The organism is Parasphingopyxis sp., assembly GCF_052168275.1.
Lineage (GTDB): Bacteria > Pseudomonadota > Alphaproteobacteria > Sphingomonadales > Sphingomonadaceae > Parasphingopyxis.
The window spans coordinates 1-16,579 of record NZ_JBQLZM010000075.1 but is presented as its reverse complement, the minus strand read 5'-3'; the positions used below and the strand labels follow the sequence as shown (position 1 = coordinate 16,579).

Genomic DNA, 16,579 nt, shown 5'->3' with positions numbered 1-16,579 from the left:
TCGCGATACCGGACGAAAAGAGCCGGCCGCCTCGCGAGAAGGCGGCCGGCCCGTTGTCCGGCGAAAATCGAGCGCGCGTCTAGCTGTTCGGTTCGACGATGAAGTTCGACAGGTCGTTGCGCGGCGCATCCCATTCGGGCGCCAGTTCGCTCGCCGTCAGGATATCGTGATAGGCCGCGGTCAGGTCGCCGTTGAGATGATGGGCGAGGCCCCGGCCGTAATGCGCCACCGCCGGCTGCTCGGTGCCCAGTTCGAGCGCGCGGGTGAAATAAGGCAGAGCCTCCTGGCCGCGCTCGTCGCGGCGCATAAGCGTGATCGCCTTGTTCAGCATGGCCTCGGGCTGTTCGGGATCCATCTGGAGAGCCCGGTCGAAATCGGACAGGGCAAGGTTATACTGCCCGCGATGGAACTGGATGATACCCCGGTTCACATGGGTCGCGATCCGGTCCCGATGGGTCAGCGCTTCTTCCTGGAGCGCGAAATCGCAGGGCCTCAGATCGCCGCGCGAATCCGATTGCCGCGCCGCCGCCGTGTAGCAGGATTCGGCAGAACTGTTTCCGCTGACCAGGACCGCGCCGTTGGCCGTACCGGCCACGGTCGTTACGGCAAGCGCACTGGCTGCGAGTTTGAGCATCATATGCATGGCATCCTCCTGTAGGTGCCGCCATTATGCAGAAAACCGACATATCCGCACAAAAAACGGGACGCTTTGGTTTTATTATTCGCCGAACGGCCGATTGGGCACGACGAACGACAGGGCGCAAAGGCCGGCTCTATCCACCCTGTCCGCCGACAACGCGGAACCGCGCCAGATCGCGAGCCGGCACATCCCATTCCGGATCGATGTCTGTGGCCCGCCGGATATCGTAATAGGCGGACGAAATATCGCCGTTCATCTCGTGCGCCACGCCGCGGCCATAATAGGCCAGGGCCGGCTCGCGCGTGCCATATTCGATGGCGGCGGTCAGCAGCGCGACGATCTCGGACGGGTTCTCGCGCTGGTGCAGAAGCGCCAGCCCTTTGTTGAGATAGGCCTCCGGCTCGCGGCTATCGAGCCCGATCGCCTGGTCGTAATCCGCGATGGCCCGCGCATAGTCGCCGTTCTGCACGTATAGGATGCCGCGATTGACATGGCTCGCGACGCGATCCCGCCCGGTAATCAGTCGATCCTCGATCGCCTCGGTGCAGACGCGGATATCGCTCGGCCGGGACCGTTCGTTGAGCGCCGACTGATAACAGGCATGGGCTGTGCTGTTGCCGACAACGCTGATGGCGGCAGGGGCGGTTCCGGCGGCGAAACCGGCGACGGCGATAGCCGCGAAGACGGATAATCCACGCATGGCCTTTCTCCCTTTCGTGCATCGAATATACGCCATTTGGCCGATTTTGGCGAATCAGCCGATCATGTCGTGGCGCTTGAGCGCGTGGCGGAGCTGATCATAGCTCAATCCCAATGCCTTGGCGGTCTGGCGCTGGTTGTAACGGGCACGTTCGAGCGCCGCCTCCAATATCTCCTTCTCATATTCTTCGACCGCCGCCTTGAAGTCCGAGACGACGGTTTTGCGGGGCTCAGCGGCGGTGCGCGACGGTGCCGCGGCGGCTTTTTCGTCCGGTTCCGGCTCGGGCGGTATCTGCCAGGGGGAATCGAACGGATCGAGCTGGATCGCATCGACCGGTTCGGAGGACCGTTCCCAGCGGTAAACCGCGCGTTCGACGACATTGCGGAGTTCGCGCACGTTGCCGGGCCAGTCATGGGCCATCAGCGCCGTGACAGCCTCGTCGCCGAAACCCGGCCAGGACGGCCAGTCCAGCTCGACGGCCATGCGCCGGCCGAAATAGTCGGCCAGGATCAGGATGTCGCTTTCCCGGACGCGGAGCGGAGGCAGCGTGACGACCTCGAAGGAGAGCCGATCGAGCAGGTCGGCGCGAAACCGGTTGCGCTCTACCAGGTCCGGCAGATTCTCGTTGGTCGCCGCGACGATCCGGACATCCACGCGCAGCGGCCTGTTCGATCCGATCCGGCTGACTTCGCCATATTCGACCGCCCGGAGCAGGCGCTCCTGCGCGGCCGCCGAAAGCGTCGCCAGCTCGTCGAGGAACAGGGTGCCGCCATCGGCCTCCTCGAACGCGCCGGCGCGAGCGCGCGTCGCACCGGTAAAGGCGCCTGCCTCATGACCGAACAGCTCGGCCTCGATCAGGGTTTCGGGCAGCGCCGCGCAGTTGAGCGTGATCAGCGGGCCTTCCCAGCGCTGACTCAGCCGGTGCAGGCGTTCGGCGATCAGTTCCTTGCCCGTCCCGCGCTCGCCGATTACGAGGACGGGGCGGTCCAGCGCGGCCGCGCGGCTGGCCATCTCGACCGCATCGAGAAAGGCGCCGGACTCTCCGACGAATTGGGCTTCGCGTTCCATCGCCATTCTTTAGCGCAAAATCCCAAAAAATAGCAATATACGCCGCATAAAATATACGGGCAATCGCGTCAAGCTCCTGTTTTTCTTGAATAATCGAAAACTGGCACGCTCCCTGCTATGAATGGGGCGTTAACAGTCACAAAGACGATAAACCAGTTTCAAACCCCGGTTTGGGGGCCAAGGTTCAGGAGACCAGACATGACCAGCATCAAAGACATCAGCCAGAACATCGCCGCCGCCATGGCCGCCCTCGCCGTCACCGGCGCCTGCGTCCTTGGAACGGTCGGCCCGGTCCAGGCCGGAAACGCCGGCGACCCGGTCGAGCTGCAGGCCGATCAGGACGACGTGATCATCGTCACCGGCCGCGTCGCATAGGCCACCGAGTCAGCCGGGGAGGCGGCCGCCCCTCCCCCTCCCCGGCCCCAAAATGTTCGAGGGACATAGGAGTAGCTATCATGGGAATTTTCTCCCGCACACGCGACATCATTGCCGCCAATGTCACCGACATTCTCGACAAGGCCGAAGATCCGGCCAAGATGGTCCGTATGATCATCCTCGAAATGGAGGAAACGCTGGTGGAAGTTCGCGCGTCCGCTGCCCGGACGATCGCCGACCAGAAGGAAATGCGCCGGTCGATCACCAAACTCGAACAGCTCCAGGAAAGCTGGAAGGAAAAGGCCGAACTCGCGCTGTCGAAGGACCGCGAGGATCTCGCCAAGCAGGCGCTCGTCGAAAAGCAGAAGGCCGCCGACATGGCCGATCGCCTGAACGGCGAAATCGCGATCCTCGACGAATCGCTCCACGCCTACGAGCAGGACATCTCGAAGCTCCAGGGCAAGCTGCGCGAAGCCCGCAGCCGGCAGAACAGCATTTCCGCCCGCCTCGAGACCGCGGAAAACCAGATCAAGCTGCGCGACCTCTACAATGGCGATCGCGTCCAGGACGCCTTTGCGCGCTTCGAAATGCTCGAACGCCATGTCGACATGGCCGAGGGCCGCGCCGATGCGCTCGCGCTCGGCAGCCAGCCGAAGACGCTCGAAGAGGAAATCAACGAGCTTGAGACGAGCGACAAGGTCGAAGCCGAGCTCGCGGCCATGAAGAAGGCCAGCAAGAAACCCTCCGAAAGCAAGGAAGCCTAACCCATGGAAGACATCCTCGTACCCATCGGCGTCGTCGGGATGCTCTTCATCGGGCTTCCCTGGCTGATCCTCCACTACTCCACCCAGTGGAAGCGCGCAGGATCGATCACGCGGGAAGACGAAGATCTGCTGGATGAACTTTACGACGCTGCCCGGCGACTGGACGACCGGATGAATACGATCGAACGGATCATCGCCGCCGACAATCCCGAATGGGCCCGCGAACGCGCGCTGCGTCACGAGCCGCCCCTGGACGACCGGATCGGAGAGCGGATCGAAGACCGGATCGCAGAGCAGGATATGAGCCGCGCCGAGCGCCGGCGGTAACGAACAGACGAACAGGAGACCGACAATGCATGACCGCCGCACCAAATTCTATCTCGACAAGCAGAATGCGAAGTTTCTCGGGGTATGCTCTGGCGTCGCCGATTATACCGGCATCGATACGCTCTGGACCCGGATCGGGTTCGTGGTCACCGCGCTCTTCTTCTTCCCGCCGCTGTTCCTCGTCTATTTCGTCGTCGCCTGGCTGGCTCCGAAGAAGCCGCTCGGCCTTTACGAGGACAAGGAGGAAGAAAAGTTCTGGCAGGGCACGCGCGCCAATCCGCGCCGCTCGGTCAACGAGATCCGCTCGCGCTTTCGCGATGTCGATCGCCGGCTCGCCGATGTCGAGCTGATGGTAACGAGCCGCAACACGCGCCTCGCCCAGGAAATCGACGCGCTGCGCTAGGGTTCGGGGGCAGGGTTCAGGGATAAGGTTCAGGGAGGAAATATCAGATGAATTGGGGAAGTCCGGTCTTTGTCCTGGCGATCGTGGGAATGAGTTTCCTCGCCTGGATCATCACAACCGCCATTCGCGCCAAGCACGGTTATCCGCTGGAGAATGAATGGGGCGGATCGACCCATCGCCAGAACCCCGAAAGCGATCGTAAAATCGAATTGCTCGCCAACGAGAATGGCGAACTGAAGGACAAGATCGTCCGGCTCGAAGAGCGGATTTCCGTCCTCGAGCGGATCGCCACGGACGGCAGCACACGGCTCGCGGACGAGATCGAAAATCTCCGCAACGCGGCCAAGTAGGAGAATTGAGAATGGATCCCGAACGCGCACAATTCCTCGCCGATATCGCGCCGATGATCGCGGTGGTCGTGGCGCTCGGCGTAGTGGGTTGGGTCATCACCACCTGGATGCGGATCAAGCATGGCTATCCGCTCGAGAACAGCCTGGGCGAAATCGTCCATCCGCAGATCGACCGCAAGACGAAAGACGAGATCAAGCTGCTCAGCCAGGAGAACACGCACTTGCGGGACGAACTGGCCGGGCTGAAGGATCGGCTCACCAATGTCGAGCGGATCGTCACGGACAGCGGCTACAATCTCGATCAGGAGATCGAGCGGCTGCGGCACAAGGCTGAATAGGAAGGGATCGTCATGGACATGGAATTGATGGGCATATTGTTGATGACGGTCGTCTTTCCGATCTGCGCCGTCACCTTCTGGATATTCGGCGGCAAATGGTTCGAACTTCGCCGGACCGAAGCGGAGGCCAATATGGCGATGACCGCCGAGAAGGCAGCGCAATATGCGGCGAAGACCGAGCGCCTCGAACAGCGGGTCGCAACGCTCGAGCGGATCCTGACGGACCGTTCGACGGGCCTCGCCGACGAAATCGAAAATTTGCGGGATAAGCCGCTCAACTAAATACAGGGAAAGGTTCAGGGAGGTAATTATGGGTCCGTTCGAAATGGTAGTGGCGATCGTCCTGATCTGCGTCGTCGCCGGCGTCATCCGCTCCAGATACAATGCGCAGCATGGCATCATCGAAGACGAAGACGGCAATCAGCGCCGGATCGTCGATCCCGACGCCGGACGCATGCGCGAAGAAATCAAGCAGCTCAAGGAACGGATCGCCGTTCTCGAGCGGATCGCCACGGACAAGGGCAATCGGCTCGAACAGGAAATCGAAGCTCTGCGCGACAGAACGCACAGCTGAGAACGACAAGAAGGTTCAGGAAAGAAAGGTATAATCATGCAGGATCAGATACCGACCTTGGCGATGGCAGCCACCGGATTGATCGGGCTGATAATCGCGAGCTACGCGGCGCTCAGGGGATGGCGCGGCTGGCTGGAACTCAAGCGGCTCGAGCTCCAGCACAAGGCGGCGATGTCCACCGACGTGCCCGCACCGAGCACCGGCTCGCGGATCGAGGTCGCCGACCTCAAGGAACGCGTCCGCAAGCTGGAAGCGATCGCCGCCGGCATCGAGCTCTAGGATCAACACGTTTCGTCATTCCGCCAGCCCCGCGGAATCTTTTCGGCCCGGCCAGAAACTCCCGCCGAAAAGGCCCCGGCATCCTTGCCGGGGTGACGACCGGCCGGCCAGCCCCTAAATGGCGGGCATGACCGAACTTCCCTCTCTCGACGATGTCCGCGAGGAATATGAATTTCTCGAAAGCGACGATCGCTACCGGCTGCTGATCGAACTCGGCCAGACTCTCGAAGACATGCCCGACGCGCTGAAAACCGATGCGACGCTCGTCCGCGGCTGTTCGGCGGCTGTCTGGGTCTATCCGACGCAAACCGACGACGGCCGGCTGCATTTCCTGGCCGACAGCAATGCGGCGATCACCAAGGGAATCATCGCGCTCGTCCTGCTGACGGTCCAGGACCGGCCGGCCGACGAAATCCTCGCAACGGATATCGAGGAGGGTCTCGCCGCCTTCGATTTGAAGAACCAGCTCAGTTCGAACCGGACCCAGGGGATCCCCAACATGATCGCGCTGATCCGCGAAACCGCCGAACGCTATTCCTGAGGAGAACCGATCCCCAGCGCCTCGGCGACCTTCTCCATCGGCATGCCGGGCTTGACCAGAACCCAGTTGAGCAGGTCGCCGGATTGCACCACGGTGACCGCGTTTTTCGGGCAGATCGACAGGCAATTGACTTCTACGATGCCGAGAGTGCCCTTGCGGTCCTTCTTGCCGCCCAGATGCTTGCGCAGCGCCTTGGCGAGCCGCGTCTTGCGCTTCGGCCCGAACCCGCCGCCCAGGCGTTTCGAGCATTTGCGGCAGACGAGGATCGCGCTTTCCCAGTCGGATCGGACGGTCTTGATCAGGCGCCTTTCCAGGTCCGGCGCTCGTCGGCGGCGCGCAAAACCTCCCAGGCCGCCTGCCCCGCCCGAAACCGCTTGGCGGCTTCGGCGTCGTCGGGTTTCACGTCCGGATGGTTTTCCTTGGCGAGCTTGCGCCAGGCCTTTTTGACGGCGGCGATATCCGCATCGCTGTCCAGTTCGAAAATCTCCAGCGCGCGCATTTCGTCGGCGCTGCGCGTGCCGTCCCCGGGGCCGCCCCAGCCATAATGCGAGGCCTGGCCGAACCCGCTGGCGTCGCGCTGCTCGTCATGCTCGCGCTGCTTGCGCTGTTCCTTGGTCAGGCCTTCGAAATAATTATAGTTGCGGTTGTACTCGGCGGCGTGCTTTTCGCAGAAATACCAGCGTTCGGGGCTGTTCGGCGCCTTGGGCGCGGGCCGGTCGCCCGGCTCCTCGCACCCGTGCCGGTCGCACAGGCGCACTTCGACCGTCTCGCGCGACGAATCATAGCCGCGCCAGCGGGGAAAGCCCCAGTCGTTGGATCGTCTCGCGCCAGCCATATCGCTTTATTCTAGCTCCTGAATCGGGAGCGGGCCATGCCGAACGGACATGACCCGCTTTCCCAGATATTCGTCTGGCGGAGCGACCGTCGCTCCGCCCGGTGATCAGCTATCGTTCAGCTATAGGCCGCCGCGCCGATCAGCCCCGCCGTGCCGACCAGCGAGGATATGAGGATACCGATGATCACGCCCATCACGACGAACGAGGCGATGATCCAGATGATGATCGTGACGGCCGTGAAACCGATGGCCTTGCTGTCCGGCACCTTCATCACGGTCTGGCTGCCGAGATAGAGCAGATAGGCCGAATAGCCGAATGCGGCCAGCGACAGCAGCACGTTCAGGCCCGGAATGAAGCCGAAAAAGCCGGCGATCCAGCCCGGCGTCGCCGAGTAGACGACGAGCTTCATGGCGCCGAAATCGTTCTTGGTGCCATCGAAGCTGGGCGCCAGCGCGTTGACGATAATGCCCATCAGGTAGACGATGCCGAGACCGATGACATAGCCGGCGATCGCCGAGACCAGGAAATAACTCACCCCGAAATAGCGATAGGGGCCGATTGACAGCCCCAACGCGATCAACGTGCCGACGACCGGCAGGGCCGCCAGGATCATCGCATAACCGGTGAACAATCCGCCGACTGTGCCGCCTTCGGTTTCGATTTTCGTCCATTCCGTTTTCGGCGACAAAAGAATGTTCTTTGCGCGGTCGATCAGGCTCATAGCTCTTCCCCTATTTTTCTACGTGTTCATGTGAACCAAATTGCTCGATTCGTAAAGCAGATGGCCGATCGTACGCCTGTGTCCCAGATCACGGAAGATGGTTGCCAGAGGGCCTGTAAGCCGGGTTCTGTCCGGCGGATCGCTCCGCCTGTGCGGCCATTCCTCTAGGAACGGGATCGCTCCCGCCCTCAAGCAACCAACCCGGACGACGGGCCGGACCCAGGCCCCTATGCCGTCCCTATTCGGTCTTGCTCCCGGTGGGGTTTGCCGTGCCGCGGCCGTTGCCGGCGCGCGCGGTGCGCTCTTACCGCACCCTTTCACTTTTCACCGGACCGAAGCCTTGGGTGACCTGCTCTCTGTGGCACTTTCCCTGGGGTCGCCCCCGCCGGGCATTATCCGGCACCGTGGGTCCATGGAGCCCGGACTTTCCTCGCGGCATCGCTGCCCCGCGGCCGCCCGGCCCTCTGGCCGCTCCTATCTAGCGTCGCCCTGTTCGCGTTCCAAGAGCAGCTGGAAAAGAATGGCGCGGGACTGGCCGTCGATCGTGCCGTCGATCAGTTCGGGGCGGAACCGCCGCTGGAACGCTACGACGGCGGCCATCTTGTCCTCGATGTCATAGCCGAAGCGTTCGAGCGCGATCAGGAACGCGCTATCGGTCCAGCCGGGATCGGTCGTGGCATTTTCGGGCCGGGCCAGCGCCAGGTTCAACCGGGCGAGCTTGTCCCAAGGGAAGAGTTCGCCCGGATCCTGCCTGCGGGCCGGCGCGACGTCCGAATGGCCGACGACATTGGCGCGGGGAATATCGTGGCGCTTGCGGATCTCGTCGGTCAGCCGGACGACGGCGGCGATCTGGTCGCCCGGAAACGGCCGATAGCCGAATTCATGCCCCGGATTGACGATCTCGATCCCGATGCTGGCGGAGTTCACGTCGGTGATGCCGCGCCAGTAGGACGCTCCGGCGTGCCAGGCGCGCTTCCCCTCGTCGACAAGACGCAGAACGGTGCCGTCCTCGTTGACGACATAATGGGACGACACGCCCGATTCTGAGCTGGTCAGCCGGCGGATCGCCGAAGCGCCGTCGACCATGCCCGTATAGTGCATGACGAGGATCGAGACCGGCAGCTTGCGGTCGTTGAAATTGGGCGAAGGAGTATCGACGATCGTCACGCAACCCGCTCCCGAAAACCGACTGATAAAGGCGACCGACCGGACATCGAACCGATACCGCCCAAATTCCGGCGCGCCGTCAAGGGCGATATCTAGCCGACGCTCAGTTTTCGCACCGGCTCGGCAGGCGCCTGGCGGTAGAGCGAGCGCACGCCGGGCAGGATCTCGAACCGCTCGCTATAGCCGAGAACGGTCTCGCCTGCGCCGAGCATCAACGCGCCGTCGGGCGCCAGCGCCGATGCGATATTCTCGAGCGCCAGGCTGCGATTGGCGGCCGGGAAATAGAGCAGCACATTGCGGCACAGCACAAGGTCGAAGCGGCCGGGCGGCGGCGCATCCAGAATGTTGTGCTGGCGGAAGCGCACCATCTGGCGCAATTCGTCGTCGATCTGCCAGCGATCGCCCTGCTGGTCGAACCAGCGGAGCATGTGCAGGGCCGGCAGTCCGCGCTGAATCTCGAACTGGCTGTAATTGCCGGCGCGCGCCTTCGCGATCGCTTTTCGCGAAATGTCGGTGCCGAGCAGGTCGATCGACCAGTCCTGCCAGCGTGCCGCATTCTCGCGGAACTGCATCGCAAGCGAATAGATTTCCTGGCCGGTCGAACAGCCCGCGCTCCAGATGCGGAGGCTGCGCCGGTCTTCTCGGTAGGCGGCGATCGCCTGGATAACCTTGGGCAGATGCGAAAACGCGTCGCTGTCGCGGAAGAAATAGGTCTCGTTGTTGAGCAACGCGTCGACCGTCTCGCCGCAAAGCGATCCGCCATCCGATCGGCTGAGCCGGGCAGCCAGTTCCTCGCCGCTCGCAATTCCGTGCGACTTCAGGAGCGGCGTGAGCGCCATCTCGATACGCCAATGCCGTCCTTCGGACAGGCGCTGGCCGGTGCGTGCTTCCAGCAGCGACGACAGGACACGCATGGCGGCAGGACTCAGCTGCATCCGAACGCCCTTCCCCGCCGCGCGACATGGGCAGCGAGATCCCCGGGCGGTGCGATGACGCTCGCAATGCCTTGCCGCGCCACCGCTCCCGGCATGCCCCAGATCACGGAACTGTCACTGTCCTGAACGAGCAATTCGCCGCCCGCCTCGGCCAGCTCCGCTGCACCGAGAGCCCCGTCGCGTCCCATGCCCGTCAGGACGACGCCGACTGCGTCCGCTCCATAGGCGCGCGCGACGCTCGCGAGCATCGGATCGACCGACGGGCAAAAGCCGTTGGGCGCGGGATTCCGGTCGAAACTGATCCGGACATGTTCGTCGCTGCGAACGACGGTCAAATGCGCATCGCCGGGCGCGACGAGAATTTCCGATGGCGAGACCCGCTGGCCGTCCCGCGCCGGCGTGGCCTTGCGGCCCGAGATCGCCCGCAGCTGCTGGGCGAAATAGACCATGAAGTCGGCAGGCAGATGCTGGGTGACGAGGATCGGCATGTCGAGATCGCGCGGCAGCGCGGAAAAGAAGGTCGACAGGGCGTGGATACCGCCGGTCGACGCCCCGATCGCGAGACATTTGATCGGCCGTTGCACCGGCGCATCGGCGGCCGGCTGAGCAGCCGCGGGCACTTCTTCGGGCACCGCCGGCATCACCTCGCGCTCGGTCAGGCGGATCATCTTCTCGCGCAGCGCAGCCGCGAACTGTTCGGTCTGTTCCCTGCGGTCGGGCTTCAGGATGATGTCGCTCGCGCCCATGGCCATCGCCCGGACCGACGATTCCGCATCCTCGCGGCAGTGCGAAGAGACGACGAGAATGGGCGCGTCGAAGCTGCTCCGGATGATGTGCGGAATGGCCTCGATGCCGTCCATGCCCGGCATTTCGATATCGAGGATGACCAGATCGACGGACGTCGTGCGCAATTTTTCCAGCGCTTCCTCGGCAGTTCCGGCATGGGCGGCAACGGCGAATTGTTCGGTCTCGTTGATCACCCGTTGGACGATCAATCGCGCCACCGCCGAATCGTCTACTACGAGGACGTTGCGGAGGTTTTTCGCCCCGCGGGGGGCTGGCGCTATTCCGTCAGGCCGACTGGCCACAGCCCGTACCAATCTGGACGAGTTCGAGCTTGCTCTGCAGCGTCTCGCGATCGAACGGCTTCATGATATATTCGTCGGCCCCCGCGTCCATGGCCTCCCGGATATGGTCGATATCGTTTTCGGTCGTGCAGAAAATCACCTTGGGCGGGTTGTCGAGGCCGAGATCGCCGAGCGCGTTGAGAAATTGCATGCCGTCCATGACGGGCATGTTCCAGTCGAGCAGGACGACATCGGGCACCTCCCGCTTGACGCTGTCCAGCGCTTCGCTGCCGTCACCGGCCTCTTCGACCGTGAAATCCAACGTTTGCAGCATATGACAGGCGACTTTCCGAATGACCTTCGAATCATCGACAACAAGACATTTCTTCACACGAACACTCCCAGCCAATACCCGCACGGAGTTGCTAATATTCCGGACAGTACGGCGTCGCGGTAACTTTGACGTTAACGGATTGTCCCGTCGTCAAAATGTCATGCCGCGTCGGCTTCCTGCGGGAGAACGAGCGCCGCCGGATCGACGACGGCGATCGCATGATCGTCGATTTCGATCACGCCGGCCGATATCCGGCGCCAGCCGGGCTCGAACGCCGCGCCAAGACGTTCGGGCCGGGCCGAACATTCGCGCACGTCATGCACGGTATCGACGGCCAGCCCGTAGAGAAAATCGTCAACCTTGACGACGACGAGCGATCGCCCCTTCTCCACCGACGCCGGGCGATCGTCGATCACCGCCATCGTGTCGATCACCGTAATCACCTTGCTGCGGAGCGCCGCCACGCCTGCCACTCTGGGTTCGGCAAGGGGCACGGGAATGACGTCGGACGCGGTCACGACCGATTCGACGGCATCGGCCTCGATCGCGAAATTCACGCCCCCGGCCTCGGCGATCAGATAGAGTTGTTCCATGGCGTCTACCCCCTCGCCTTCAGGCGTGCATGCAATGCGTCGACAATCCCCGTGCGGTCATAGCGGTACAGCCTGCCTTCGCCAGGCGACGGATCGGCGGTGAGCCGCACGACATTGTCGCGATCGTCGCGCGCAACCGCATCCGCGTCGCTCGCATCGATCACCAATGCCGCGTCTTCGTTTTCGTCGAACGTAACTTCATAACCCGCCAGCTCGATCAGCGGCGCGAGCAGTTCATGCCGCCACAGATCGTCGCCGCCGACGACCAGGCATCGCGGCTTGCCGGTTCGGGGCGCCGGTCCTGCGGAGAATTCGGAAAAGAGGAAATGCGCGTCGAGCAGCTCGACGGCCTCGCCTTCATGAACCGCGACACCGGCAACCCGCCCGGGGCGCGCGGCCGGTTCGAATTCTTCGGGCAGCGGAGCGACATCGGCGGTCCCGCTGGTGATCGCATAGGTGATGGCCCGGCTCCCGTCGCTGAGACGCAGCAGACGGACGATACCGGTTTCGGGCAGCGGCGCGCTGGCGACGACGGGGATCGTCTCGCCATCCTTCACGAGCCGCAACAGGCCGGCGCGCTCGGCGATCGCATCGACATCGGTGTCGATGATCCGTTCGACGAGACCCATGCGGACCGCCCGGCGTTTTCCGTCGAGATCGATGAACATCAGGGCATCGGGGCTGGCAGTCTTGCGCTGCGCGTCCCCGGCCTCTTCGTCCGAATAGTCGGCCAGCGACAGCCGCAATCCGGCGGCCGAAGCCAGCCCCGCTATGTCGAGCAGCAGCAGCGGGAGGCCGTTGTCGGGCAGAGCCGTCCCGGCATAGATTCCCGATCCCATGATACAGGGCGGAGCCGGCTTCACCACGAGTTCTTCATGGTCGAACACCGCGGACACCATGACCGCGAACCGTTCGCGCCGGCTGGAACGAACGATGACCAGATGGCGCGCATCGGCGGTTTCGGAGGGATCGTCGGCGGTGCCCTCGGCGCCGAACATCGCGGCGACCCGCACCACCGGCAGCCGCCTCCCGCGCACCTTGGCGATCTCGGTGCCGCCGACCCGTTCGAGCCGGGCGCGTTCCTTGTCGAGCGACACGATCTCCTCGATGCTCGCGCGCGGAATGGCATAGCGGCCGCCGCCGACGCCGAAGATGAGGGCCGGAATGATGGTCAGGGTCAGCGGAACCAGAAGCGACAGCGTCGTACCCTGGCCGACATGGCTCTCGACATGGATCGTCCCGCCGATCCGCTCGACATTCGAGCGCACGATATCCATGCCGACGCCCCGGCCCGAAACGGTGCTGACCGTATCCGCGGTCGACACGCCGGGCTGGAACACGAGGTCGAGCAGTTCGGCCTCGCTCATTCCGTTTGCGGTATCGGAGGCGACGCTCCTGGATTCGATCGCCCGCGCTCGCAGTTTCTGGGGATCGATGCCGCGTCCGTCGTCGGCGACACGGATCTGGATCTGATTGCCCGACTGGCGCGCGCCGATGCGCAGCACGCCGTCTCGCGGTTTGCCGGCTTCGGTTCGCTGGTCGGGCGTTTCGATGCCATGATCGAGCGCGTTGCGCACGATATGGGTCAGCGGGTCGCGCAGCATCTCGATCATCTCGCGATCGAGTTCGACATCGGCGCCGTCGATTTCGAGCTGGACCGACTTGCCCAGTTCGGCCGAGAGGTCGCGCACCAGCCGGGGCAGCGCCGCGAACAGGCTTTCGATCCGCTGCATCCGCGCCCAGGTGATCGCATCGCGCATCTCCGCGACGCAGACCGACATCCGCTCGAAAGCGGTCTCGACCTGATCGTCGCCAAGGGAGCGGCGCAGCTGGCGCGAGAGTTCGTTGCGGGCGAGGACGAGATCGGACACGCCGCCCATCAGCCGGTCGAGCAGTTCGAGCGGAACGCGGATGCTGCGCGCCGGATTGCGCAGTTCGGTCGTCGACGGGTGGGGGATCGCGATCGTTTCTTCCCCGTCATCGGCGGCATTGAGCGCCGCGATCAGGGGTTCGTCGATGGCCTCGTCTATCTCCTCGCCGCGTTCGAGCGCGTCGACCATCTCGCCGATCCGGTCGATAATGGCGAGGATCGCGCTGACCAGTCGGGGGTTCGGCTGCCGCTTGCCGTCCCGCAGGTCGGACAGCGCGTTCTCGGCCTCATGGCTGACCCGCTGGAGATGCGTCAGATCGAGAAAGCCGCAGCTGCCCTTGACGGTGTGGACGAAGCGGAACACCGCGTCGAGCCGCTGCCGGTCGGTGGGATCGGTTTCCCAGGCGACGATCTCGCCGGAAATCGTGCCCAGCATTTCGCGCGTTTCGGCAATGAATTCTGCGAGAAGATCGTCCATTCGGCCCATCCAGGAAAGTCGCTCGACTGCCCTGATGCGCCCTGTTGGTTAAGATGTCGTTTACCCGGCGGCTCAGTCGGCGAACGTCACGCCGAACAGCAGGACATTGTCCTCCGGTTCGGACACCTGCACCTCGCCGCCGCCCTCGCGGACCAGGACATGGACGAGCCACGCCGCCGCGGCGCGCGGGGTGAGCGCTTCGGCATCGGTCTTGCCGAGCAGCGCGGTCTTGAGTTCGGGATCGAGTACGATCCGCTCGCCCTCGGCCCGAACGACGATCTCCCCGCCTTCCGCGCCGACCAGCAGCGCCCCGCCGCGCACCAGCGCATCGGCGGCGATCAGCGCCAGATTGAGCAGGATCTTGATCTTCGCCTTGGACATCGAAGTCTGTTCGACCATCCATTCGAGCTCGACCCGGCCCTGGGTTCCCACCAGGCCCTCGATCGCCGTTTTCGCCTCGCGGCTGTCGATCTCGTCGTCGAAGCCGCCCGCTGCGCCGAACGCCAGCCGGAAGAATTTGAGCTTGGTCGCCGAGGTTTTCGCGCTTTCGGCCAGCAATTCCATGCAGCGCTCGCGCATTTCCGGGTCGTGCTCGTCGGCCAGCAGCTCGATGCCGTTGTTGAGCGCGCCGATCGGGCTCAGAAGATCGTGGCACAGGCGCGACGCCAAAAGGCTCGCAAATTCAACGCTCTTGCTGTCCATCGTCTCGGGATTCCCGTTTTCTGCCTCTGCGCAGCCCCTAATGTCGGCTGGACGCAGGGCTTGCAAGGGCTAGCTCCACAGGCGCGAGCCGGCCAGGCGCGGCGGCGCGCCAGAGGCCCATTTCGCCCCCGGCGACGATGAGCCACAGGCGGCCGGCGTCGAGCGCCATTACGGCGTCCCGCGCCGAGGGTTCGGCCGGGCCCGATGGATGCGAATGATAATGGCCGATCAGCCGGTCGCCGCCCTCCCGTTCCCCCCGGATCGCGGCGAACAGCGCCGCCGGGTCGATCTCGAAGCTATTCTCCGGGTTTTCGGCGACGTTGTCGGCGGGAACGGCGCGCACTATCATGGTTTCCGAGCCGAAAAGCAGGCCGCACGCCTCGATATCGGGATTTTCGCTGCAATGGCGCAGGATTCCGCGTTTCGCGGCTCTTGAAATCGTCACGCTCACCCCCAGATCGGTAGGCAATGACGGGGGCCTTGTCGACATTGGAAGCGCGGATTTCGGTTGAAGCCGATGGCTGGCGCCTGGACCGGGCCCTGGCCGCGGCCCTGCCCCAGTTTTCGCGCGAGCGGCTCAAGAAGCTGATCGCATCGGGCCATGTCCGCACGACCGACGGCGCCGAAATCCGCGATCCCCGCAGCGCGGTCGAATCGGGGCAGAACTACACGGTTTCCGTGCCCGCGCCCGAGCCAGCGGAAGCCAGAGCGCAGAATATTCCGCTCGATATCGTGTTCGAGGACGAGCATCTGATCGTCATCGACAAGCCGGCGGGCCTCGTCGTCCATCCGGCGGCCGGCAATGCCGACGGCACCCTGGTCAATGCGCTGCTCCACCATTGCGCAGGCAATTTGTCCGGGATCGGCGGCGTCGCGCGGCCCGGCATCGTCCACCGGATCGACAAGGACACGTCGGGCCTGATCGTCGCCGCCAAGACCGACAAGGCGCATGAAGGGCTGGCGAAACAGTTCGCCGCGCACAGCATCGACCGGGTTTACAATGCGATAGTGAATAAAGTTGTGAATAAATCTGAGGATAAGATCGAGACCAACCTCGCCCGGTCGTCGCACAACCGCCAGAAAATGGCGGTCGTCGAACCGCCGAAGGGCAAGCATGCGGTCACGCACTATCGCCGGCTTCGGGCGCTCAACGATGCGACCCTGATCGAATGCCGGCTCGAAACGGGCCGAACCCACCAGATCCGGGTCCATATGGCGCATATCGGCCATCCGCTGGTCGGCGATCCGGTCTATGGAAAGCCGCGACCTGCCCTAAAGGACATACTGAAAAGACTGGATTTCAAGCGCCAGGCGCTGCATGCTAAACGCCTTGGGTTCACGCACCCGGTCACAAGCGAAGCTTTAGCCTTTGAAAGCGATCTCCCTGTCGACATACAGGAACTATTCAGGGCATTAAACGTATAGATAATGTAAGGATTTCCGGGGGTATTCCGGGATAACCAAGGTTCAAGGAGCACAGGAACGAAATGGCCAAAGCCGTTGCGACAATTCCGGCG

Annotated in this window: 24 protein-coding genes and 1 other RNA gene; 11 read left to right on the top strand and 14 right to left on the bottom strand. The window is 63.6% G+C overall.

The window, feature by feature from the left end:
• Nucleotides 1–79 precede the first annotated feature (79 nt).
• The 3 genes from ACTS1X_RS06765 to pspF form a co-directional block, all read right to left on the bottom strand.
• Nucleotides 80–643, bottom strand: a complete 564-nt coding sequence (locus ACTS1X_RS06765) for a tetratricopeptide repeat protein (protein WP_442613622.1) — start codon at nt 641–643, stop codon at nt 80–82.
• 130 nt (nt 644–773) lie between these two features.
• Nucleotides 774–1,340, bottom strand: a complete 567-nt coding sequence (locus tag ACTS1X_RS06760; protein ID WP_442613621.1) for a tetratricopeptide repeat protein — start codon at nt 1,338–1,340, stop codon at nt 774–776.
• A 54-nt stretch (nt 1,341–1,394) separates the two neighbouring features.
• Nucleotides 1,395–2,408: a phage shock protein operon transcriptional activator gene (pspF, locus tag ACTS1X_RS06755; RefSeq protein ID WP_442613620.1), complete on the bottom strand. Its 1,014-nt coding sequence runs from the start codon at nt 2,406–2,408 to the stop codon at nt 1,395–1,397.
• A 198-nt stretch (nt 2,409–2,606) separates the two neighbouring features.
• On the opposite strand from pspF, the gene ACTS1X_RS06750 reads away from it, so the two are divergent.
• The 10 genes from ACTS1X_RS06750 (at nt 2,607) to ACTS1X_RS06705 (ending at nt 6,359) form a co-directional block, all read left to right on the top strand.
• Nucleotides 2,607–2,783: a hypothetical protein gene (locus tag ACTS1X_RS06750; protein WP_442613619.1), complete on the top strand. Its 177-nt coding sequence runs from the start codon at nt 2,607–2,609 to the stop codon at nt 2,781–2,783.
• An 80-nt stretch (nt 2,784–2,863) separates the two neighbouring features.
• Complete coding sequence (gene pspA, locus ACTS1X_RS06745; protein ID WP_442613618.1) at nt 2,864–3,547, top strand: phage shock protein PspA; 684 nt, start codon at nt 2,864–2,866, stop codon at nt 3,545–3,547.
• Nucleotides 3,548–3,550: 3 nt separating this feature from the next.
• Nucleotides 3,551–3,874 (top strand): envelope stress response membrane protein PspB, encoded by a 324-nt coding sequence (gene pspB, locus ACTS1X_RS06740; RefSeq protein ID WP_442613617.1) that lies wholly within the window; start codon nt 3,551–3,553, stop codon nt 3,872–3,874.
• Between the two features lie 25 nt (nt 3,875–3,899).
• The gene (gene pspC / locus ACTS1X_RS06735; protein WP_442613616.1) at nt 3,900–4,277 is read left to right on the top strand and encodes an envelope stress response membrane protein PspC; all 378 of its coding nucleotides are present in this window, start codon (nt 3,900–3,902) and stop codon (nt 4,275–4,277) included.
• A 47-nt stretch (nt 4,278–4,324) separates the two neighbouring features.
• Entirely contained in the window at nt 4,325–4,627 is a 303-nt protein-coding gene (locus tag ACTS1X_RS06730; RefSeq protein ID WP_442613615.1) for a hypothetical protein, read from the top strand.
• A gap of 11 nt (nt 4,628–4,638) precedes the next feature.
• Nucleotides 4,639–4,965, top strand: a complete 327-nt coding sequence (locus ACTS1X_RS06725) for a hypothetical protein (protein WP_442613614.1) — start codon at nt 4,639–4,641, stop codon at nt 4,963–4,965.
• A 12-nt stretch (nt 4,966–4,977) separates the two neighbouring features.
• Complete coding sequence (locus ACTS1X_RS06720; RefSeq protein ID WP_442613613.1) at nt 4,978–5,247, top strand: hypothetical protein; 270 nt, start codon at nt 4,978–4,980, stop codon at nt 5,245–5,247.
• A gap of 28 nt (nt 5,248–5,275) precedes the next feature.
• Nucleotides 5,276–5,539 carry a hypothetical protein gene (locus ACTS1X_RS06715; RefSeq protein ID WP_442613612.1) on the top strand — a complete coding sequence of 88 codons (264 nt, stop codon included), beginning with the start codon at nt 5,276–5,278 and terminating at the stop codon, nt 5,537–5,539.
• Between the two features lie 36 nt (nt 5,540–5,575).
• Nucleotides 5,576–5,818, top strand: coding sequence for a hypothetical protein (locus ACTS1X_RS06710; protein ID WP_442613611.1), 243 nt, complete (start codon nt 5,576–5,578; stop codon nt 5,816–5,818).
• A 118-nt stretch (nt 5,819–5,936) separates the two neighbouring features.
• Complete coding sequence (locus ACTS1X_RS06705) at nt 5,937–6,359, top strand: SufE family protein (protein WP_442613610.1); 423 nt, start codon at nt 5,937–5,939, stop codon at nt 6,357–6,359.
• A gap of 298 nt (nt 6,360–6,657) precedes the next feature.
• On the opposite strand, the gene ACTS1X_RS06700 is transcribed toward ACTS1X_RS06705, so the two are convergent.
• From ACTS1X_RS06700 to ACTS1X_RS06650, 11 genes are all read right to left on the bottom strand, one after another.
• Nucleotides 6,658–7,194 carry a DnaJ domain-containing protein gene (locus ACTS1X_RS06700; RefSeq protein ID WP_442613609.1) on the bottom strand — a complete coding sequence of 179 codons (537 nt, stop codon included), beginning with the start codon at nt 7,192–7,194 and terminating at the stop codon, nt 6,658–6,660.
• A gap of 116 nt (nt 7,195–7,310) precedes the next feature.
• Nucleotides 7,311–7,916, bottom strand: a complete 606-nt coding sequence (locus ACTS1X_RS06695) for a Yip1 family protein (RefSeq protein ID WP_442613608.1) — start codon at nt 7,914–7,916, stop codon at nt 7,311–7,313.
• 100 nt (nt 7,917–8,016) lie between these two features.
• Nucleotides 8,017–8,384, bottom strand: an RNA gene (gene rnpB / locus ACTS1X_RS06690) — RNase P RNA component class A.
• 6 nt (nt 8,385–8,390) lie between these two features.
• Nucleotides 8,391–9,083 carry an N-acetylmuramoyl-L-alanine amidase gene (locus ACTS1X_RS06685; RefSeq protein ID WP_442613607.1) on the bottom strand — a complete coding sequence of 231 codons (693 nt, stop codon included), beginning with the start codon at nt 9,081–9,083 and terminating at the stop codon, nt 8,391–8,393.
• A 92-nt stretch (nt 9,084–9,175) separates the two neighbouring features.
• Nucleotides 9,176–9,997, bottom strand: coding sequence for a CheR family methyltransferase (locus tag ACTS1X_RS06680; protein WP_442613606.1), 822 nt, complete (start codon nt 9,995–9,997; stop codon nt 9,176–9,178).
• A gap of 11 nt (nt 9,998–10,008) precedes the next feature.
• The gene (cheB, locus tag ACTS1X_RS06675) at nt 10,009–11,085 is read right to left on the bottom strand and encodes a chemotaxis-specific protein-glutamate methyltransferase CheB (RefSeq protein ID WP_442613650.1); all 1,077 of its coding nucleotides are present in this window, start codon (nt 11,083–11,085) and stop codon (nt 10,009–10,011) included.
• A 4-nt stretch (nt 11,086–11,089) separates the two neighbouring features.
• Complete coding sequence (locus ACTS1X_RS06670; RefSeq protein WP_442613605.1) at nt 11,090–11,476, bottom strand: response regulator; 387 nt, start codon at nt 11,474–11,476, stop codon at nt 11,090–11,092.
• A gap of 101 nt (nt 11,477–11,577) precedes the next feature.
• Entirely contained in the window at nt 11,578–12,012 is a 435-nt protein-coding gene (locus ACTS1X_RS06665) for a chemotaxis protein CheW (protein WP_442613604.1), read from the bottom strand.
• 5 nt (nt 12,013–12,017) lie between these two features.
• Nucleotides 12,018–14,360: a chemotaxis protein CheA gene (locus ACTS1X_RS06660; protein ID WP_442613603.1), complete on the bottom strand. Its 2,343-nt coding sequence runs from the start codon at nt 14,358–14,360 to the stop codon at nt 12,018–12,020.
• A gap of 72 nt (nt 14,361–14,432) precedes the next feature.
• Nucleotides 14,433–15,062 (bottom strand): histidine phosphotransferase family protein, encoded by a 630-nt coding sequence (locus ACTS1X_RS06655; RefSeq protein ID WP_442613602.1) that lies wholly within the window; start codon nt 15,060–15,062, stop codon nt 14,433–14,435.
• A gap of 37 nt (nt 15,063–15,099) precedes the next feature.
• Nucleotides 15,100–15,507 carry a Mov34/MPN/PAD-1 family protein gene (locus ACTS1X_RS06650; RefSeq protein ID WP_442613601.1) on the bottom strand — a complete coding sequence of 136 codons (408 nt, stop codon included), beginning with the start codon at nt 15,505–15,507 and terminating at the stop codon, nt 15,100–15,102.
• A gap of 23 nt (nt 15,508–15,530) precedes the next feature.
• Here ACTS1X_RS06650 and ACTS1X_RS06645 point away from each other — a divergent pair, with 23 nt between their 5' ends.
• Entirely contained in the window at nt 15,531–16,487 is a 957-nt protein-coding gene (locus tag ACTS1X_RS06645; protein WP_442613600.1) for an RluA family pseudouridine synthase, read from the top strand.
• Nucleotides 16,488–16,579: the final 92 nt, after the last annotated feature.